Genomic DNA, 19308 nt, shown 5'->3' with positions numbered 1-19308 from the left:
AATGGCTACCTTGAGAGAAATCGCCGCACAATATGCGGTCGCACAGCCACAGCAGGTCGATGACATCACAGTCAATGCACCCGTGCTTGACATCGCACAGTTCTATCCTACTAACAAAGGCTTGCACCATGCATACGAGAAAATCGAAAGCATCGGTGAAGCAGCCTTGGTTGCCATGGATGCACCTCTTCCCTCTGCAGATGTCACCACTGCACTGAAGACAGAGGACCTGGGGATCATGGGCTTCAAGATCGAGGCTCCTGTCGACAAACTTGCTGATCTCTACGGACGCGGTACGGATGCCTTTGCATCGTATCTTGCAGATCGAAGTCCCTTGATCATCCGCAAGTCAGCAATGAGTGTGGAAAGCCAGGTCATCGCCCTGATGGTTGCCTATGCAAAAGAAGTAGGTAACATTGTCAGCGCCGGAGGATCCGGACAAGGCCATGCGATCATCATGGCCCGTTTCACCCAGGACAACTTCTGCGGTCTGTACGACCCCAACGGATTCGGCCAGGGAGCCATGTTCGATACCTTGATCAGATGCGGTGGCGGAACCTATGAGCGAAAGGCTGATGGGGTAATCTGCTACGGAGCGGACTTCAAGAGCTATCTTGATTTCCTGCTGGACAACCCGAAGTGCATCGGTGCAATCGTAAACATCGACGACACGCATAAGCCTACTGCCGACATGATCGAGGACATGCTGGCCGATGCCCATGCGGGGGAAGACGGGGTGACGAGGATCATCACGCATCCCAAGTCTATGAAATACATCAGGGCAATCAAGGGAAACGCCTTGAGCATGACGGTCAATGATACCAATATCAGCCGGGCCGTAGGATCTTGGGATCAGGTACCGATCACCACGTCGTATAACCAGGGCACGAATGGCCTGTTCGCAAACGTCGTCTTGGCGTAAAGGAGCATCGTATGATGGCAAGTAAGAGCCTTACCGGTGACCTTCGGGTCCATGGAGAGGATTATCACGAGAAGACTGAGCTGGCCAGCGCCAGCGCTGGTGTCGTCGGGGCTGTACTCGATACAGGCGAAGGCGGGCAGAACGGTGCCCTATGCATCAAGGTAGTCGCAAACGGGGCCGTGTCGATCGCAGACACAAAGAAGCTGACGATCACCGTAAATGAAGGTGATGCGAGCGACTCACTGGCTGCAAAGCTTTCCTATGAAGTTGCGGGGGCAAAGGCGTATGCAGACAAGGATCTCATCTTTGACTATGTACTGCCTCCCAGCATCTTGCGGTACACCAGCGTGACGGTTACCTGCGATGACGATGCTGCCGTCGGCTATGTGACCATTTACCCCAAGTATCTGCCGAGGTAAACCGAACGAACCTTGAATATGCGGCCTGGGGAAACCCAGGCCATTATTGAATGCTTGTTAAATACCTATTCAAAAGGAAGCAACAATGACAAGGACCGCACATGATCGTATGACCGATATTCCCATTACGGTAACCTTCGGTACGCCTAAAGAATTCTCCAAGTCACTTAAAAAACATGGCGTCAAGGATGATATCAATGTTTCTACAAATCGTGGATATGCAGTGAAGACATCAGAAAAGGCAGGGGGAGGTCATCATCTGTTTGCATATATATCGAAGGCAGATTGGGATGAACGCGATAGCTATGCGACAATCGCACATGAGGCATTTCATCTACTTATATATATACACATGATCATGGAGGGAGGGGAGCGGGAACTGACCATCTATACCCCGCAGCATGAGTCTTTCGCATATCATTTCGACACAATTTTCCAAGCCATATTCAGAGTGGTGAGAGATGCAAAGGCATCGGAATTCGCGAAGCCCAAAAAAAGTAAGATGAAAGCATGAGCAAGATCATAACTTTGGAAGAGTACAAGGACCTCACGGGAATCACCGATAATAAGATCGATGCGCAGATCAATGCGCTCATCCTGGTCGTCGAGGACGACTACCTTTCGATTCGCAACAAGCCTTTCGATACTGATGCAAACGGGGATATCATATATCCCGCAGGATCAAAGATGGCTGCCGCCGAAATGATAAGCTACAAGATCCTGACCTTGAGGGGAAACGTGGGCTCCACGTATGAGATGATCGGGGGCTATTCGATATCGCTCTCCGCAGACTTGATCAAGGGCTATCCCAAGTCAACGGTACAGAAGATCAGGCGATATGGGAGGCTTTCATGAGCTTTGAAAGTCGTCTCGACAAGACTGCAAACATACTGAGGAAGACACCGGCAACAGGAGCCTGGGGATCAGTGGATTCCCTGGACAAGATAGGCGAGGTTCTCTGCAGGATCCAGTCATCAAGCGGGCGGGAATACACCAACGGGAAGATACGGACAGAAGCTACCCACATGGTCTTCATGGACAAGACCGATCTGCTTACTTCTGACATCCTTGAGATCGAGGGGACCCGATATGAAGTCATCCCTCCGATTTCAGACGCAGGAGGTGCGGGGCATCATCTCCAAGTCTGGGTCAAGGAGCGTGACGCATGAGCAGTGTACGATTCGTCGACAACTCTGAAAAAGTAAAAAAAGACGTAAAAAGATTGCGCGACATAGCATTGACTGAATCAGCGGTTGCAGTCCAAGGGAACTGCGTTGCGCTTTGTCCAAGGGAAACAGGACACCTCCAGGGGTCGATTGGTTATATAACAGGGACAGGTGCGAAAGAAGGCGGAGACGGCACCATCCAGGGATCAGTAAAAGAAGGGGAGGCAGTGGTGGGTACGAACGTGGAGTATGCAGCCCATGTCGAGTATGGCACCAAATTCAAGCAAGCACGGTCTTACATGAGGGCTGGTTTCGATAAATCGATACCTATTGTTGCTGCAATCTTCAAGAAACACCTTCAGACAGGAGACAAGTGATGCAGTATGCGCAAGATTACCTCGAGCATCTTAAAGCAAACCCCGATATGACCGCAAGATTCGGTACGCGGATATTCTACGGGCTTGCACCTGAAACTGCAACAAATCCTTTTGCAGTGCTGCAGGACATCTCCCCCAACGCCCAACGGGAAATATCGACAGCCAAGCCAAGGATGCAGCTTGATGTGTTTGCAGCCGACCAATACAGCGCAAGCGACATCGCTGAGGAAATCGTACTCGCCCTTATTTTCACGAGCTTCACATCGGGGGAAACATATTTTCAATCTGTAACTGCAGAACGTACCAAGGCACTGAGAGTGGAGGACGGGACCTGGAAGGTTCCCATCGATATAAGATTTTCGTGTAGGAGAAAGTAGCATGGAAAGTAAGTATGTAGGAGTGCACCTTCCGGCAGGTTGCACAGTAAGCGTAGGGGACAGTGTTGCGGATTTGCAAGACGTAGGCGTTTTGCCAATTGACACCGATTCAAATCTTGAAATTACGTATGACAAGATCAACATCCAAGGATCAAAGAAAGAGACCGTGCTCAACTATGTGAAGAACATGGCAGCAAAGGCCACGACGGAGCTCTATCAGATTCGCATGGACGTCATCAACAAATTGACCGGAGGAGTCATGACCGTAACTCCAGTGGCGGGGGATCCTGTCGTTGGAGTCGTACAGTCGATTGCTGCGGGGTGGTCAATCGGAAGATTGTATCTGCTCTCCGGGCAGAATTCGAATGGAACCAAACAGACCTTGGCCTCGGTAAAGTCTGGCGCGACCGTCCTGGTATCGGGAACCGATTATGTACAGGGATCTGATGCATCCGGAAAATGGGGAATCATCATGATCAGTGATGCAGATGCACCGACAGGCACTGCAATTGACGTGACCTATGGGTACACTCCAGCGGCTTCGATGAGTGTCCAGATGGGTGCTCCCGTGGTGGAGATCACACCGAGGATCGTGCGGTTCTTGAAGATGCAAGACGGCAAGAAGTACCAGGTGACTCTGTACTCCGCTTTGTTGGATGGGAGCCTGAAGCTATCCTTCCCCGGAGCAGATGCAGATAAGCCAGCCTCTTTGCCTGTCACGATTTCGGGCATGCTTGATCCTGATCGTGCAGAGGGTAGCCAGCTTCTTGATATCGTCGACGAAATCGGCGTGGAATAAAAGGAGGCCTTTTATGCCTGTAAAATCTGTCAGATATGGGAGAGGGGGCCGCAGATGAAAGAACGCTTCTTTGATCTCAACGGCCGAGAGAACTGCGTAACCGCTGAGATAAAAGTTGCAGACATGACGTTTCGTATCTCCCGTGTCGTCACGGGAGTGCGCGTCAGATATGCAAACCATCTAAAGGAGATGGGCTCGATGCTTCGCAAGCTTTCGGAGTTCGACTTATCGACCCCGGAAGGTGTCGATTCCGCGACCTCCTTTACGGAAACCGTTGATAAGTTTGCCCAGGAAAAGGCTGCCGTGTACGATGACCTGCTCAGCAACATCCTGACGAAAAATGGATATAGCTACGATAAGGCTTGGTGGCAGGAGAATACCGACGAATTTGACGTAAGGGCATTTGTCGAGTCATGTCTCTGCAAAGATGCCGTCGACCAAAAAAAAAAGTAGAGGGCGTCCTGGACTATGACCGACTCAGTGCAGTCTTCGGGCGGACGTGGTCATACATCACGCCCGCCTATTTTTATGAAGAGCTGGACCTTTTCGATATCGCAAAGCTCATCCCCTATGTCTCAGCCGAAGATTACGCATCCTGCTGGATCATGAAGCAGAAGCAGAAGAACAAAGGCCTTCAAGAAGCAATGGCGGACGGGGTGATTTCAAGGAGTAAATGATGGATAACCTGCTCGGGACCTTAATATATAAAATCACTGGGGACAATTCGGCTTTGGACAAGAGCCTTGATGTATCCAGGGGAAAACTCGACAAGACAGGATCCTCGATAGAAAAGATGGGTACCAGTATCATGAGGGTCTCGAAGACCATCATCTCAGGGATGCTGGTCAAGTCCTTGCTGGAAGCTTCAAGCCGCGCGACAGAGCTCGAGAACAAGTTTGATACTGTCTTCAAGGGAGTCGAGGCACAGACCACAGCGTGGGTAAAGGATTATGCAAGCGCAACAAATAGGGGTATCATTGCGACCAAGGAATTTCTATCTACCCAGCAGGATCTGAGAACCGGATATGGCGATAGCATCGCATCGGCCGCAGAATATTCAAAATCAGTCGTCGGAATCACGAATGACCTGGCAAGCTTCTCAAACGTCCCGATCACCGAAGCAATGGCTGCGATGCAATCTGGGCTCTCCTTCCAGTTCGAAGCTTTGCGTAGACTTGGTGTCTCGATCAGTGTCGCAACCATCAACCAGAGCGACTATGCACGGTCCATTGGGAAGACCTGGGACCAGATGTCAAACCTACAGAAGCAAGAGGCTGTGCTCTCTGGAGTTGTATCGCAGAGCAAGAATGCCCTACACCAAGACGTGCAGCTCTGGCAGGACTATGACTATACCTTGGGCGATGCTGCAAAGACCAGCGATAGTTTTGCGAACTCTTCCCAGGGAGCAAAGCAGAAGCTTGATGACCTGGCAGCTGAGCTTGGGGATGCTCTCATCCCGGCAGCCTCTGCATTCCTTGGAGTGGGGATTGATGTCATGGAGATGTTCAATTCCTGGCCGGATGCAGCCAAGGCAGCAACCTCCGCGACGATAGCACTGGCTGTTGCGATGGCAATGGTCGAAGGACCGGTCGGGATTGCCCTTGGATCGGTCGCAGCCCTTACCGTCTTGATCAGTTCTGCAAAGGATCCGAGCGAAAAACTAGCATCGGCTACCAGGCAACTGTCCGAAGCTACTGGCGGATATAATGAATTGACAAAACAGCTAGCCGGGAATACCGACAACTTGACAACGAGCGAACGGAACTTATTGGAAGCTCGTAAGGCAATCCTGGGCCTTGAAGTCCAGAAAAATCTTGCTGCAGTAGTTAAAGGATATGACGAAACATCCAGTGAAATCAAGAAATATGAGAAATCGGTTGAGGAGGCACAGGCCAGGCAAGATGCATACTCACTTGCCGTATCCAAGGGACCTTCCGCCGTCCGAGAAGAGATAAAAAAGCTTGAAAAGCAAGCTACTATGAGTTCCTCTGAGAAAACGTATTACGATGTCTTGAAAGAATCCTTGATGCAGTTCACTCTCCGTTCAAAATCAGCAATAGTCGATTGGGAAAAAGGTCTCAAGGATGCTACGAATGATCTAGCACAAGGACAAAGTGATCTTGCTACATCGCAAAAAGGTCTGGAAGAAGCGGTGTTATCTGCTGCAACGGCAGTCAATTCCGGAGCTGTCAGCGTCGAGTATCTGGCACAATCCTATCCTGAGCTATATTCCCAGATCATGACAATGGCCCAGGGGTTGAAGGTCAATACCGATGCGACGGATGCAAATAAAAAAGCAATAGTAGCGGCTACCTTCGCGGCAACCGACTGGCAAAAGAAAACCAAGGAGTTACAATCCGACCAGGCTGAACAATCCGGTGAGTACCAAAAAGCAGCACAGATCAAGAGGAGCCTTCTGGTCCAAGAGAAAGAAGAAGCAATCCAAAAGCTTGCCACCGATGCCATGCTTATCAAGGAAGGCGAGAATGCAACTACCTTATCAATCGAGGAACTAAGGAAGCGCATATCCGGTAATGCTGCTGCCAATTCCGAGCTGAAGGCAATGGACATCGCCTTTGCTTCTGATTTAAAGAAAATTGACAATGATGCAGCACAGTCCGCACGGGACGCGGCAAACAAGATCATCGAATCAAAACGGGAGCAGGAAGCCTCGGCAAAGGAAGCACTGGCATCTGAGCTTGAAGGCCTTGGATGGATAGAAGCAAGCTACAGGGTCAAACTGGAAGTCCTGCAGGAAGAACGTGCGGCCGAGCGAGCAATCCTTGCCCAGAAGGTTGCTGACAATAAGGCTACGCAGGAAGAGCTCGATGCCTATGATAAAGTATCTTCCTCCAAGGAAGTGGAGCTTCGCAAGGAGACTGATCGCAAGCTTATCTCGGAAAGGTTGTCAGCTGCCAAGGAAACCAAAAAACTCCTGAACGACCAGATGGATGGGATCAAGGAAAAGAAAGCCGAGGAGCTTGAGGCCGCCGGTTCATTCAGCCAGGCTACCGCCATCCGCGTTGCCCTCATACAACAGGAGAGGGACAAGGACCTGCTGGCGATGCAAGCCAAGGTTGCGAACAGTACGGCCACACAAGAAGAGATCAATAATCTAAAAACGTATTACGCAACCAAGGAAGACCAGCTTCGCAAGGATCAGGAAAAGAAAGAAAAGGAATATCAGCAGTCCCTGAAAAATAGCATTGCGTCTACGCTCCGTAGTCAACAAGCAAGTGTGAAGCAATCCCTGGCATCTGAGCTTGAAGGCCTTGGCTGGATAGAGGCAAGCTATAGGGTAAAACTGGAAGTCCTGCAGGAAGAACGTGCGGCCGAGCGAGCAATCCTTGCCCAGAAGGTTGCTGACAATAAGGCTACGCAGGAAGAGCTCGATGCCTATGATAAAGTATCTTCCTCCAAGGAAGTGGAGCTTCGCAAAGAGACTGATCGCAAGCTTATCTCGGAAAGGTTGTCAGCTGCCAAGGAAACCAAGGAACTCCTGAATGACCAGATGGATGGGATCAAGGAAAAGAAAGCCGAGGAGCTTGAGGCCGCCGGGTCCTTCGGAGACGCTACTGCCATTCGCCTCGATCTTATGGAACAGGAGAAGACCAAGGCCCTACAAGCGATGCAAGCCAAGGTTGCGAACAATACGGCCACCCAGCAGCAACTCGACGATATCAATACCTATTATGCAACCAAGGAAGAACAACTCCAGAAAGAACAGACAGACAAGATAAAGGACTACTGGAAGGATACTGTATCAAGCATCGCAAGTTACATGAGCACTTTGTCGTCAGACCTCAAGGATCTGTGGTCCGCCCAGACCGATGCGCAGCTGGATGAGATTGACAAACAGACAGAGAAAAAGCTCGCAGCCCTTGGATTGCAGGACCAGACCGAGATGGAGAAGTTGCAGGACGAATACAAGGCAGCAGTCGAAGCCGGTGACATGGAACTTGCCCAGGAGAAATCCAACGCGATCGAAAAACAACGAATCGAGGATGAGGCAGATAAGAAAAAGCAACTGTTGCAAATCGAGCAAGCCCAGCGAGAAAAGGAATTGAACCTTTTCATGGCAGGGTTGAACATGGCAACTGCCATCATCAAGGCCCTTGCAGATCCGGGAGGATGGGCAGGAGTGGGGCTATCCGTTGCAGCCGGTGTGACCGGTGCGCTTGAGATAGCAAAGATACAGGCCGAACCCTTGCCATCCTTTGCAGTCGGGGCAAATTACATTCCGGAAGATATGCTCTCGTTGGTACACAAGGGGGAGACAATCTTGCCAGCCCCCATGGCTGAAAGCGTCCGCAAAGGAGAGGCCAGTTTTGGCAGTACATCTTCAAACGTCACGGTAAACGTGATCAACAATACCGGCGCGGAAGTGACCCAGGAAGAGACTGCGACGGAAGACGGTAAGGAATACAATATCATCATCGGCAAAACCATCGACAAGCAAATCAGCGAAGGCAGATATGACAAGTCCCTGGGAAACCGATATGGAATAAAGAGGAAGGGAATACATGCCTAGTTCACCAATTTGGCCCGAATATCTCCCGGGATTGAAAATCGGTTGGTCTCTATCAAAAAAAAGTAACGTGCTCCGCTTCGAGCCCGAGAGAGGCCCGGCAAAGACACGTCCGCTCAGGTCAGCAGAAGTCATGAATATCGAGGGGACTCTTACTTATAATGACGCACAACTCGATGCTTTCATGAAGTGGCACCATGAAGAAATTGCCGATGGGGCATTGATCTTTAACTATCACGATTTTGTAAGCGATAACTGGGTAACAGCGCGCATCACTGACTGGAAGAGTGAGCAAGTGCAGGTCGGGGAGCATTCAGTTTCCTTGAGCATGGAGGTCTTTATATGATCACCAATACGACCAAGGAAGCCTTGCTTGCGCAATCGACTGCAAAGATTTTTTGCAGCGTCTTGAGAATTACCGGGACAGGCATAGAGTTCTGTTTTGTCGATAATAATGGCAGTGTGAATATTTCCGGTACCGTTTATTCTCCCAGGGGTTTTGACTTCTCCCCACCGGATCCACAGTCAGATGACGGGACAAGTACTGTCACCATTGAAGACGTCGACAGGGATCTGATGTATGTCCTGCAAGAGACTGAAGATCCTGTCTCAATTGCAATCGGCTATATCCGTTTCGATGATCCATCGGTCTATATCGATGGACCATACGATTACAATCTTGAAAACTTGACATCGTCCGGAGACGGAAGCCTGAAGCTCGAGCTTTCAAAACAGAGTCGTCTCGGTTTCTCAGCTTCAAGGATTGCTTACACGGCAACTGAATTCCCTGGGCTTTTCGGATGAATCTTGTACGATACCTGGCAATTCCCTATGCAGATCAGGGTCGATCGGAAACGGGATGCGATTGCTGGGGTTTTGCCCGGATTATTTTGGCCGAAGAGACAGGACTTCTATTGCCTGAGTTCTCATATATAAAGGATAAGGCCAAGGCGGGCGAAGCGATGGCAGGATTCTCAAAGATACAGGATCCTTGCGACTTTGATCTTGTCCACATGAAAGGGTATGGGTATCTTTTGCATGTAGGAATCTATTACCAAGGCGGGATCTTGCACATGACTGCTGCCGGTCCCTCTTATCAACCGGAAAAAAAGCTTGCCGACAGGATCCTAGGGTTCTATAGGTCTGGGATTTTCGCTATCGTATAAATGCTAGCATGTTTTTATGAAGCTTCGCATCGTCACAAACATTTTCAATGGTGAATATATCGATCATGAACTCCATGGCTGCGCCTGCATAGGTGAGTTGCTGGAGCAATTCCGTTGTCCGGTTACCAGCCAGGTATTTGTCGATGGAATCCTTGTAGAGGATCTGCAGACTATCGTCGAGGATAGGTCGATGGTCCTTGTAAGGGCCGTGCCTTCAGGACTCAGTGCAGCGGTGATCGCGACCATTGTTGTAGCTGGTCTGATGATTGCAACTCCCTTTATCATAGCCGGAGGCATCGCGCTATATAAATGGCTGACATCGACACCATCCATCGGAAAGATACAGACCTCGCCATCACTGAGGGGGTCTACCAACTCAGCCAGAAAAAGCGGCCAGCTTCCTATCCTTCTAGGACAGTACAGGATATACCCTGACCATGCAGCACTTCCTTATACTCATTATGATACGAACCAGCAGTTCCTCACCCAGCTATTCTGCTTCGGGTATAAAAATGTTTCGTTGGATCTCGATACAATCAAGATCGGGGATACAGCAATAGAAAAATATACTGGTGTCCTTACTTCGCTTGATTATTCTACTCTCTATCCATTGCGAATTATAGAAAGCCAGGTAGGATTAGAGCTTGCAAATACCGACGGTACAGGGACAGCTATCGAGCGTACCACTGCATCAGGTACTACAAAGATCAATATCGGAATATCCGCTCCTAATGGGCTCTATAAATATGCCGACAATAAAAAGACGACCGTCACGATCGGACTGAAAATTGAATGGAGAGTACCTAGCGGATCGTGGAATATCTTTGCGAACGAAAGCTTGACGCTGAATACTGAGCTCTGGCGGAAGATGTATGAGATTATCCCGGCAGGATCCTCAGACGGTTCCTATGATATCCGGGTTACCAGGACAAATAAGGCAGGCGATACCACTTCATATAATGACACGGTCTATTTCGACGTGCTTCAGAGCTTCACGAGCAATAAGACGACAGGATCGACAGCCCCCATTCTCAACCCATTGAATTACCGTTTAATGGCCATTGATATCAAGGCAACGGATCAGCTTAACGGGACTATCGACAGCTTGAATGTCGAGGGGACGCTCAAGACAAGAGCCTGGGATGGCGAAGGGTCAGGAGTATCTCACTGGACCGAAGTAGAGACCCGAAACCCAGCATCTGCAATACTCTACCTACTCACGGATAGTCTGGTAAATCCGAGGCCGGTTTCCGATTCCCAGATCGTCTGGCCGGAGTTCGAGACTTTCTATCAGTACTGCGAGGATATGGAATTCCATTGCGACGCCTGGGTAACCGGCGACTATACGATAGGGCAGATCATCGATCTCATTGCCCAAAGCAATATGTGTGAGTTGCGAAGGTCTGCCGATTCCATCGGGATCCGGATTGACCAAGCTAACCCTTATATTGCACAGATGTTTACTCCCCGGAATGCCTCAGACTTTTCGATGCAGAAAGAGTTCTCGTCTGCAACTGATCTTCTCAAGCTCAAGTTTGTCGATGCTTCGGTCGGCTATGAAGAAGCGGAGAGAAATGTCTCTATAGTCAATAATGAGATTGTCTTTGACCAGGACTTGATGGGCGATGAAGAGACTACAGAAGTGACTCTTTTTGGGGTTACTGACGCTACCCATGTCGCAAAAGTCGGAAGGTTCCGGCTATTGGAAATAGTAAGGAGAAAACGAACCTTCTCCTGGTCTAGCGATATCGAGGGTATTCTGTGTACCAGGGGAGACGTAGTCCTCTTTTCGAATGACCATTTTTTGCTTGGTACTGGTGAGGGAAGAATTGCTGACCTGGTACTCAATTCAGAAGGCTTGGTCACACATATCAGGCTGGACAGCTATGTCAGGATGGAAGCTGGTGGAGTCTATGGAATCAAGATCAGGACTTTATCCACAATCATTGATTCCTTGCCAATCGTTACCAGGATAGGGGATAGCAGGGTTCTTGCTCTCACCACTCCTGCAGACCTCGATATGAGCATAGGGGACCTCGTAGCAATCGGTACATATACAAAGGAAAACTTAAAGGTTTTGATCACTGAGATAACTCAGGATTCCAATCGCGTCTGCAAGATTACAGCAAGTGATTATGCCCCAGAAATATATAGTGATGCAACGGTAATCCCTGCTTACGATTCGGGAATTTCCAAAAGGTCAGATAGTGGCTTGACTACTTTCTCGGCACCTTTGCTCACGCCAAAGGCATCGAAAGCTGTCAGTATATCCGGTTCATACTTGGACACGTTATCTGCATATCCTGAAGACCCAAAAGCAGGTGATTTCTTCCTGTATTCACCTGTCATCAGTGAAGGTGTATATGATTTCGACAATGTGCTCTTTGGTCATACCTTAAGTTATGACGGGACTGCCTGGCAGGATGTAACCGATTCATATCATATTGGAATTGCTGCCAAGGACGCGAACGTCTTGGCGCGTTCAACTGGTACCACGATTTATACGGCAAAACTTTATACTGACTCTCTTCTCGCTAGGAATGTACAGATAGGTACCGGCGACGGAACTACCGGATTCAGGACCCGGATCATGCAAGATGATGTGGGGGATGAAACCGGAGTAGCTCGTTTTGATGTATACGATGGAGCTGACAAGATTTTTGAGATTGACCCTGCAACTAAGTCAATTACAATCGGCGACTACGACAATGGAAATGGGTTGAAATGGGTTCATTCGGAAAGGAAACTGTATCTAAAAGGTCAGATTGATGCTGAGTCAGGAAACTTCAATGGGCAACTGGACACAATCACCCTGAAGACTGTCCTGGGTGGTGATACGGAATATCCCCAGGGTGATTTTGATACGGCAAATGCACTGCTTTCCTTCCTTGCTGCAAACGTAACTGCTGAGGTTTCGCTCATACTTTCAGGGACTATCAACGGTGCACAAATCGCTTCAGTAAAGTACAGTACGATAACGAATCTCCAAGGTTCAATAACAAAAAGAATCAATTCGAGCTATCCGTATTGTATAGCAAAGTTCAATGTGAGCAATGTGACAATCACATTCACAATGCAAGACAATTCAACAGTAGTTTTTATCAGAAGATGCCTAGTAGCCAATGAGGATTTTTCCAATAGCCCACCGAATTATCCTGCTACTCTCACAATTTCCCAACTTATAACAAAACCGGGGACTTTTTATGAAAGCGGCGATACTGATGAATACTATCAATATGGGGGATATAACTTCGTTGAATCGGAATTCAGTTCTTTCGGGGGTGCGGCAACCTTTCCGTATTCAGTCCTTGATGTCTCTCTTTGGGATGCTACAAAAGAAAGGCTTTTTATAAATAACCTACCGACTTCCGCTCCGGCTGAATCGAATAGAATTTGGAGAGACGGGACAAGTCTCAAAATTGTTCCATAGGAGAAGACATGAAAAAAACGATCCTTTTTTTGTTACTTATTTTAGTTTTATTATTTTCCGGTTGTCCTTTGCTTGGGAATTATTATGAGCCGTATGATGACCTGACTCCGAGTGTACCCATAAAGAAATATTTGATTACTTCCTCAGATATCTTTGCCTATGGCGGGGATGTCGTTATTCGAGCGTGGGTATACCTTCCGGCAAGGATTTACAATCCAAATAATTTCTCGATCGAAGTTAATTATTCAGATCTCGTTTTTACCATAAACGCCCAAGAAACCTTGTATTTGGATGAATCAATCCTGCAAATAGAGGTCTGACATTTTCAAAACAAACAGCATTATAAACGGAGATTAAACAATGATTGATACTACTTTAAACGGCAAAGAAATAGTTGCAAAAGATATCGCACATCTCATTATAGGTGGACAGACCGGGGTTGATGGTATCCGGTTTTGCATTGCCCAGACTGTTGCAGGGGAGGATCTTTCAGATCCTTTGTTTACCTGGTATTTGCAGCCAAAGAACAAGAACGGCCAGGGTGAGCCGGTTCTTCTTGCTCCTGTTTATGAAGACAATCTGATAAAGCTTTCTTGGGTACCGGGAATCACTGCTACCCAGGTATCGGGTCGGTTGCAGATCCAGATTTATGCACAGAAGGTTGTCGAAGATATCTTGACCAAGAAATGGGTTTCGGCTCCTGCCGTTGTTTATGTTGAAGAGAATCTCAATCCTGATGCTATCGTTCCTGTAGTACCTACCGTACTTGATCAATACCTGGTTATGTTCCAATCACTCAAGGATGCTGCAGAGGCGGCCGCTACCATCGCCGAAGAGCAGGCACTCATCGCAGGGCAACAAGCTAGCGACGCTTCGGATAGCGCGGGAGCAGCTCTCTTGTCTGCCCAAGGGGCTGCAAGCTCTGAAGGAGCCGCCTTAGCATCAGAAGAGGGTGCGGCACTAAGTGCTGGAGAAGCCTTGGAAAGTAAGAATTCTGCTGGCTTAAGCGAGATAGCAGCAGGCGAATCTGCCACTGCATCACTTGCAAGCGAGAATGCAGCCAAGGCGTCTGAAGACGCCGCAAAGATTTCAGAGACCAATGCGGGAACATCTGAAACCAATGCAGCATCAAGTGAGTCTACGGCCTTGGAATATCGTGACCAGTGTCTGGCTGCATTAGTTTCGGCTTCGATCGGTAAACGGTATGGAATCAGGATCAGGGTTGCTGATGGTGTTGTTGAGAGAACAGGTTCAGGAATCGGCCTTACTTTTACAAGGGCTGCAGGATCTGTAAACCCGGTAAAGAGTGACTTTTCCCCCCTGACTCCATGGGCAAACAACAGACGGTGTCTATTAGACGATATGGGAAAAATTGTCTGTTACAAGGGTGATGATACCTGGGTTTCCAAGAAGGCTGAACTCAATGGAGCAGGCGAGAAACTCTACCATAGAGGCACCGCCTTCAGATATTACTTTGGCCGTGATGAAATCGTTACAATTGATGGCGTTGACTGGCGGTATATCGAGGTTTCCGATTCAAAGCTTCCTGGCCTTGAGGTTATGCCAGCTTTCAGAAGAGCGGATGGTACCATCAGGGAGGAAATTGTCATTGCCGCGATCAAGACAGGAAAGGATGCGGCTGGAAAAGCCTGCTGGAAATCAGGGATTGCTCCCCTTACCAATACTTCCTGCCTAAGCTTTGATACCTTATACAACAACTTGACTCCCGATACCCACTGGATGGGTGAGCACTTCACAACCAACGATGTTTGGACATATCTATTGGCAGTTGAAACCGGCTCATTAAACGGGCAGTCAACGGTTGGCGCAGGAATTTCAAGCGGGATGCCTTATACCGGGACTAATGCAACCGCGGCTTGTACAATCGCACAGACCGGTGCTACCTCAATCATCGTATCCAATGCATGGGGATCTCAGTTCTACGCTGGCATGATTGCTCAGATCGGAACCGGTTATTCAAACAATAGCATTGCACCAAATCGTAAAGTTCTTTCCACTGAGGCTCTTGAGGACGGGATAAATACCCAAGTTAATCTGGATGGGAACGCATTTAACAGTGTGCTTGGGAATACCATCGTAACTTGGGGACAATCTGTTGATGAGGAGCAACTCGATTCCATAGATATGGATTGTGGATACATCCTTCAATGGGGATCAGAATCAAGATCCCATGTATATGTCTATGGTCTAGCAGATGCCTGGGCAAACGTCTACGCTTTCGAGCGCGGAAAACAAAGGGTTGATGGTAATTGGTATATTTGCTGGGATCCTGAAAAGAGTAGATTAATCAGCAACCCTGTCGGTGCAGACGGATGGGAAGATCTGGGTTTAATACAATTCATCACCAATGGATATCTGAAGACTGTAAAAGTAGTGAGAAGAGACGGGAAGTTTACCTGGATACCGTGGGAATCGGGGGCAAGCACAGCCACTTTCTACTGCGACTATATTTATTACTTTTCTGCCGAGTATCTAGGGGTGCGTATTATTGCGCGTTTCGGCAGCTGGTACAACGGGGCGGGCTGCGGTCCGTGGTGCTTGAATGGCTGTTGTTCGCCGTCGGACGTGGGCATCTACTATGGCGACCGGGGCATCTCCTTGGAGCCGCTTGCGGCGTAGCTCGGAGGGGGCTGGGGAGTGCGTAACTCCCCAGCGAAGCTGGAATTTTTTTATGAAAGGGATTTTTGGGCAGGTCGCGGTTATTGCGCGTTTCGGCAACTGGAACAACGGGGCGAACTACGGTCCGTGGTACTTGAATGGCAATTATTCGCCGTCGAACGTGAACATCAACTATGGCGACCGGGACATCCTATGAAAGTCTAAGAATTCCTGGCCAAGGCCAAAATCGCACAAGCTAAGGTGGCTGGTAGGAAACGAACGTCGCTGAGTGCAAAAGGATGCTGAATTGAAGAGATGGAATGTAACATTAGAAGAAATTTGCGATTTCAAGAATTTCTGTCTGGCAAGGAAAGAGGCTATAAAAGGAATGAGGAAAACCCATGCTGTTTTATATTACCTCAATGATGAAAACCTGCTAAAATTGAGCAAGGATGTTTTATATGGTACCTACAGGGTTTCGCCTCCAAAACACTTTACGATCATAGATAAATATACTGGCAAAACAAGAACAATCGATGCACCAAGTCTGAAGGATAAAATAGTCCAACATGCATTGGTCCAAGGCATGGAGTCATTCATGATGAATTATATGATTCAGCATAACCTGGCTTCATTGCCTGGCAGGGGTATCGAATATGGCCGAAGGTTGCTTAGATACTGGGCTCATACAGGAAGTAAGGCTGTAAAATATGCCGTCAAATGGGATATTAAAAAGTACTACGAAAATATCAATATAAATCAACAGATAAACTGGCTTGCAAAACATGTAAAGAGTCAAAAAATTTTACTTCTCTTTCATGAATGCCTTTATAGGAAAGATATAGGCTTGATGCTTGGTTCATATCTGTCTCAATGGGTGGCCAACCTTTATCTATCCCCTATTGATCATTGGATTAAGGAGGACAAAGCAATCAAGCACTACCTAAGATACATGGATGATTCTGTAGCTTTTTTCTCTTCAAAAAAGAAAGCAAAGGCTTTTAGCCTTCAGTTAGTAGAAAAAGTAAGAGATATTGGGCTGGAAGTAAAATTGGATGGGAGAGGTGCCATCCGGATCTGGAAATGGGCAGACTGTCCTGTTGATATGCTTGGTTATAAAACCTATAGGGATGGGCACCAAACCTTAAGAGCAAAAATTAGCCTATCTATCAACCGATCATTGAACAGGATTGAGAAAAGAGAGGTTGTCAGTAGATGCCAGGCAAGAAGTTTGTTGTCTAGAAGGGGATTGGTTATCCATTCAGACTGCAAGTTAATGGCAAACCGTATCGACTCGGCAATTATTAAGTATCAGATAAAGGAGATAGCAAAATGAAGGGTACAATTTCATCATTAAAAAAATTCGAGATTTTCAATGTTGGCAATCAGTTTGTTTTTCATCTATTTACAAATATGGAACCGAAAGAAAAGGAGGGAACGGTTGAATATGAGGGGGATATATATTTTACAAATCCAATCTCTTTTGCTTCGCCTGAAGCCGCTGCTGAATATGTAAAAACCAACTACCAATTGATCATCGATGCATGTGAAAAGGAAGAACAAAGAAGCATAAATGATATAGCCATAAAAGATGCCCATAGGTTTCTGGACACAACAGACTATCGAACCTTAAAGGCTGTTGGAGAACTTCCAGAAGTGAAAGCTATACTTGAAGAAAGATATCCAGGGTTTATTAATAGTCAACAGAAAGCGAGAGAGGCAATAAATAAGGTTTTCTAAAATCTTATTTATTTCGCAATTCTACCTTTCCTATTTCGCGAAATCGTTTATAGGCCGTTTATAAATATTTCGTCATTTAACGTTGGATAGGCATTCCTTATGTTTATATCAGCGTTTATCGTTTATTAAACATTCAGGCTAAGAACTGATTAAACAGCGTTTAAACACCGGGTACTATCCAGATTTCGCTATTTCTGCTGGTTTATTTCATATTCCACTGGATTATTAGATTCATATACTTCTGGATTCAACAGTTTATTAAACATTCAGGCTAAGAACTGATTAAACAGCGTTTAAACACCGGGTACTATCCAGATTTCGCTATTTCTGCTGGTTTATTTCATATTCCACTGGATTATTAGATTCATATACTTCTGGATTCAACAGTGGATTTAGGTTTACGAGTTCCATCCTCATCGTAGTAATAGAAGAACCAGACTATGCCTTTCTTGTTCTTGGCATCCTTGTAACGCTTGAAAAGTGTGTATCCATGTCTCATGGTTTCTAGTTTTGATGTAGATTTTGATGTAAGTCAAGGGTAGGTGAGTAGGCTACCAAAAGAAAAGATACCAGCTTTGTTGCTAGTATCTTCTTTCTGTGTAAGTAGATTGTTTTTACTACGCCAAGTGGGGCTCGAACCTACGACCTACTGCTTAGAAGGCAGTTGCTCTATCCAACTGAGCTATTGGCGCATACTTATACTCATTAAGAATAATAAGCTAGGAAACAGTATCGTAAATTCTGGAAAAGGTAAAGATAGCCTAGGAATATTCAGGTATTTTCTATTGCAGATGTAAAAATAAAACTGACAAACTCTCACGGAGGTCTTGTCTCCCCGGAAAAGATTGAGTATATCTTAATTACCTAGCATGACACTAGGAATTAGATATATTCTTGGAGGTACAAAATGTTTGTACAGCAAACGCTATCGTATGGTTTTGCGGAACTCGAGCCGTATATCGATGAATTGACCATGCTCACACATTATAATAAGCACCATGCCGGTTATACAAATAATTTGAATACAGCAGTAGAAAAAGAACCTTCCTTGCAGGATAAAACCATCGAGGAAATTCTTACTCATCTTGATTCCATCAAAGACGAACAGGTTCGGACGACTGTTCGAAACAACGGAGGAGGATTTTATAATCACAATTTGTATTTCTCTTCACTTTCACCAAAACCTGCAAAAGCACCAACGGGAATTCTGGAAAAGCAAATAGTCAAGGATTTTGGTACCATTGACGATTTGAAAACCCGTTTGACCGGTGCTGCCACTGGCAGGTTTGGTTCTGGTTGGGCTTGGCTTTCCTTGAAAAAGGACGGATCGTTGAGTGTCTCCTCTACACCAAATCAGGACAATCCCTTGATGACAGGTACCGGTGATGTACCAATCTTGGGAATTGACGTTTGGGAACACGCCTACTATCTCAAATATAAGAATCTGAGAGGAGATTACGTGAAAGCATTCTGGAATGTTGTTGATTGGAATGCAGTAGCGACCCTCTTTGAAGCTGCCCATAGCTAACCTGACTTCGTGATTTTCTGCACCCTCTTGGTTGCTTCTTGCCGAGAGGGTGCATTTTTATCTTCTTTTTCACCTATTTACCAGTAGAATGCTTTTGCTTGGCAAGAAACTCAAGAAAATTCTAAGGCAGGAACGGCTCAAATGATCATCAGGATATAGAGCTCTGTTTGCTGTTATTAAATCTCATTCACTGGTGGTTCTCCTATTCCCCACAAAAGTGTTCATATAATGTACAAA

20 protein-coding genes and 1 tRNA gene are annotated in these 19308 nt (G+C 47.0%); 19 read left to right on the top strand and 2 right to left on the bottom strand.

What is annotated here, in order from left to right; translation table 11 throughout:
* The first annotated feature begins 1 nt into the window (after position 1).
* From ACHZBG_RS14915 to ACHZBG_RS14830, 18 genes are all read left to right on the top strand, one after another.
* Positions 2-922 (top strand): hypothetical protein, encoded by a 921-nt coding sequence (locus tag ACHZBG_RS14915; RefSeq protein WP_320130258.1) that lies wholly within the window; start codon positions 2-4, stop codon positions 920-922.
* Positions 923-933: 11 nt separating this feature from the next.
* Positions 934-1341, top strand: coding sequence for a hypothetical protein (locus ACHZBG_RS14910; protein ID WP_320130257.1), 408 nt, complete (start codon positions 934-936; stop codon positions 1339-1341).
* 85 nt (positions 1342-1426) lie between these two features.
* Positions 1427-1855, top strand: a complete 429-nt coding sequence (locus ACHZBG_RS14905; RefSeq protein WP_320130256.1) for a hypothetical protein — start codon at positions 1427-1429, stop codon at positions 1853-1855.
* Positions 1852-2196, top strand: a complete 345-nt coding sequence (locus tag ACHZBG_RS14900) for a hypothetical protein (RefSeq protein ID WP_320130255.1) — start codon at positions 1852-1854, stop codon at positions 2194-2196. Before ACHZBG_RS14905 ends, ACHZBG_RS14900 begins: the two co-directional genes overlap by 4 nt.
* Positions 2193-2510, top strand: a complete 318-nt coding sequence (locus ACHZBG_RS14895) for a hypothetical protein (RefSeq protein ID WP_320130254.1) — start codon at positions 2193-2195, stop codon at positions 2508-2510. The genes ACHZBG_RS14900 and ACHZBG_RS14895 overlap by 4 nt, the downstream gene beginning before the upstream one ends.
* Positions 2507-2884 (top strand): HK97 gp10 family phage protein, encoded by a 378-nt coding sequence (locus ACHZBG_RS14890; protein WP_320130253.1) that lies wholly within the window; start codon positions 2507-2509, stop codon positions 2882-2884. The genes ACHZBG_RS14895 and ACHZBG_RS14890 overlap by 4 nt, the downstream gene beginning before the upstream one ends.
* The gene (locus tag ACHZBG_RS14885) at positions 2884-3261 is read left to right on the top strand and encodes a DUF3168 domain-containing protein (protein WP_320130252.1); all 378 of its coding nucleotides are present in this window, start codon (positions 2884-2886) and stop codon (positions 3259-3261) included. Before ACHZBG_RS14890 ends, ACHZBG_RS14885 begins: the two co-directional genes overlap by 1 nt.
* A gap of 1 nt (position 3262) precedes the next feature.
* Positions 3263-4060, top strand: coding sequence for a hypothetical protein (locus ACHZBG_RS14880; protein WP_320130251.1), 798 nt, complete (start codon positions 3263-3265; stop codon positions 4058-4060).
* Between the two features lie 54 nt (positions 4061-4114).
* Complete coding sequence (locus ACHZBG_RS14875; RefSeq protein WP_320130250.1) at positions 4115-4513, top strand: hypothetical protein; 399 nt, start codon at positions 4115-4117, stop codon at positions 4511-4513.
* A gap of 223 nt (positions 4514-4736) precedes the next feature.
* Complete coding sequence (locus ACHZBG_RS14870; protein WP_320130249.1) at positions 4737-8591, top strand: hypothetical protein; 3855 nt, start codon at positions 4737-4739, stop codon at positions 8589-8591.
* A complete protein-coding gene (locus tag ACHZBG_RS14865; RefSeq protein ID WP_320130248.1) occupies positions 8584-8934 on the top strand; it encodes a hypothetical protein in 351 nt (116 codons plus the stop codon). Before ACHZBG_RS14870 ends, ACHZBG_RS14865 begins: the two co-directional genes overlap by 8 nt.
* Complete coding sequence (locus ACHZBG_RS14860; protein WP_320130247.1) at positions 8931-9392, top strand: hypothetical protein; 462 nt, start codon at positions 8931-8933, stop codon at positions 9390-9392. The genes ACHZBG_RS14865 and ACHZBG_RS14860 overlap by 4 nt, the downstream gene beginning before the upstream one ends.
* The gene (locus tag ACHZBG_RS14855; protein WP_320130246.1) at positions 9389-9754 is read left to right on the top strand and encodes an NlpC/P60 family protein; all 366 of its coding nucleotides are present in this window, start codon (positions 9389-9391) and stop codon (positions 9752-9754) included. Before ACHZBG_RS14860 ends, ACHZBG_RS14855 begins: the two co-directional genes overlap by 4 nt.
* A gap of 16 nt (positions 9755-9770) precedes the next feature.
* A complete protein-coding gene (locus tag ACHZBG_RS14850; protein ID WP_320130245.1) occupies positions 9771-13184 on the top strand; it encodes a phage tail protein in 3414 nt (1137 codons plus the stop codon).
* A gap of 8 nt (positions 13185-13192) precedes the next feature.
* Entirely contained in the window at positions 13193-13504 is a 312-nt protein-coding gene (locus ACHZBG_RS14845; protein ID WP_320130244.1) for a hypothetical protein, read from the top strand.
* 40 nt (positions 13505-13544) lie between these two features.
* Positions 13545-15824, top strand: a complete 2280-nt coding sequence (locus tag ACHZBG_RS14840; RefSeq protein WP_320130243.1) for a hypothetical protein — start codon at positions 13545-13547, stop codon at positions 15822-15824.
* Positions 15825-16110: 286 nt separating this feature from the next.
* Positions 16111-17139, top strand: coding sequence for a reverse transcriptase domain-containing protein (locus tag ACHZBG_RS14835; RefSeq protein WP_320130242.1), 1029 nt, complete (start codon positions 16111-16113; stop codon positions 17137-17139).
* A complete protein-coding gene (locus ACHZBG_RS14830) occupies positions 17136-17543 on the top strand; it encodes a hypothetical protein (RefSeq protein ID WP_320130241.1) in 408 nt (135 codons plus the stop codon). Before ACHZBG_RS14835 ends, ACHZBG_RS14830 begins: the two co-directional genes overlap by 4 nt.
* A gap of 364 nt (positions 17544-17907) precedes the next feature.
* Here ACHZBG_RS14830 and ACHZBG_RS14825 read toward each other — a convergent pair whose 3' ends face one another.
* Complete coding sequence (locus tag ACHZBG_RS14825) at positions 17908-18042, bottom strand: hypothetical protein (protein ID WP_320130240.1); 135 nt, start codon at positions 18040-18042, stop codon at positions 17908-17910.
* A gap of 119 nt (positions 18043-18161) precedes the next feature.
* Positions 18162-18235 (bottom strand) — tRNA-Arg (locus tag ACHZBG_RS14820).
* A gap of 215 nt (positions 18236-18450) precedes the next feature.
* Here ACHZBG_RS14820 and ACHZBG_RS14815 point away from each other — a divergent pair.
* On the top strand, positions 18451-19071 hold the full coding sequence (locus ACHZBG_RS14815; protein WP_320130239.1) for a superoxide dismutase: 621 nt from the start codon (positions 18451-18453) through the stop codon (positions 19069-19071).
* Positions 19072-19308: the final 237 nt, after the last annotated feature.

The sequence above is a fragment of the uncultured Sphaerochaeta sp. genome, assembly GCF_963676625.2.
In the GTDB taxonomy this organism is placed as follows: domain Bacteria; phylum Spirochaetota; class Spirochaetia; order Sphaerochaetales; family Sphaerochaetaceae; genus Sphaerochaeta.
The sequence above is the reverse complement of the archived record's forward strand: the minus strand, read 5'-3'. Positions and strand labels throughout refer to the sequence as shown.

Bases quoted from the DNA above. Each gene is read 5' to 3' on its own strand.
- ACHZBG_RS14840 (WP_320130243.1), top strand. From the start codon at position 13,545: ATGATTGATACTACTTTAAACGGCAAAGAAATAGTTGCAAAAGATATC.
- ACHZBG_RS14870 (WP_320130249.1), top strand. From the start codon at position 4,737: ATGGATAACCTGCTCGGGACCTTAATATATAAAATCACTGGGGACAAT.
- ACHZBG_RS14880 (WP_320130251.1), top strand. From the start codon at position 3,263: ATGGAAAGTAAGTATGTAGGAGTGCACCTTCCGGCAGGTTGCACAGTA.
- ACHZBG_RS14910 (WP_320130257.1), top strand. From the start codon at position 934: ATGATGGCAAGTAAGAGCCTTACCGGTGACCTTCGGGTCCATGGAGAG.
- ACHZBG_RS14865 (WP_320130248.1), top strand. From the start codon at position 8,584: ATGCCTAGTTCACCAATTTGGCCCGAATATCTCCCGGGATTGAAAATC.
- ACHZBG_RS14875 (WP_320130250.1), top strand. From the start codon at position 4,115: ATGAAAGAACGCTTCTTTGATCTCAACGGCCGAGAGAACTGCGTAACC.
- ACHZBG_RS14825 (WP_320130240.1), bottom strand. From the start codon at position 18,042: ATGAGACATGGATACACACTTTTCAAGCGTTACAAGGATGCCAAGAAC.
- ACHZBG_RS14905 (WP_320130256.1), top strand. From the start codon at position 1,427: ATGACAAGGACCGCACATGATCGTATGACCGATATTCCCATTACGGTA.
- ACHZBG_RS14860 (WP_320130247.1), top strand. From the start codon at position 8,931: ATGATCACCAATACGACCAAGGAAGCCTTGCTTGCGCAATCGACTGCA.
- ACHZBG_RS14855 (WP_320130246.1), top strand. From the start codon at position 9,389: ATGAATCTTGTACGATACCTGGCAATTCCCTATGCAGATCAGGGTCGA.
- ACHZBG_RS14915 (WP_320130258.1), top strand. From the start codon at position 2: ATGGCTACCTTGAGAGAAATCGCCGCACAATATGCGGTCGCACAGCCA.
- ACHZBG_RS14815 (WP_320130239.1), top strand. From the start codon at position 18,451: ATGTTTGTACAGCAAACGCTATCGTATGGTTTTGCGGAACTCGAGCCG.
- ACHZBG_RS14900 (WP_320130255.1), top strand. From the start codon at position 1,852: ATGAGCAAGATCATAACTTTGGAAGAGTACAAGGACCTCACGGGAATC.
- ACHZBG_RS14830 (WP_320130241.1), top strand. From the start codon at position 17,136: ATGAAGGGTACAATTTCATCATTAAAAAAATTCGAGATTTTCAATGTT.
- ACHZBG_RS14850 (WP_320130245.1), top strand. From the start codon at position 9,771: ATGAAGCTTCGCATCGTCACAAACATTTTCAATGGTGAATATATCGAT.
- ACHZBG_RS14885 (WP_320130252.1), top strand. From the start codon at position 2,884: ATGCAGTATGCGCAAGATTACCTCGAGCATCTTAAAGCAAACCCCGAT.
- ACHZBG_RS14890 (WP_320130253.1), top strand. From the start codon at position 2,507: ATGAGCAGTGTACGATTCGTCGACAACTCTGAAAAAGTAAAAAAAGAC.
- ACHZBG_RS14895 (WP_320130254.1), top strand. From the start codon at position 2,193: ATGAGCTTTGAAAGTCGTCTCGACAAGACTGCAAACATACTGAGGAAG.
- ACHZBG_RS14845 (WP_320130244.1), top strand. From the start codon at position 13,193: ATGAAAAAAACGATCCTTTTTTTGTTACTTATTTTAGTTTTATTATTT.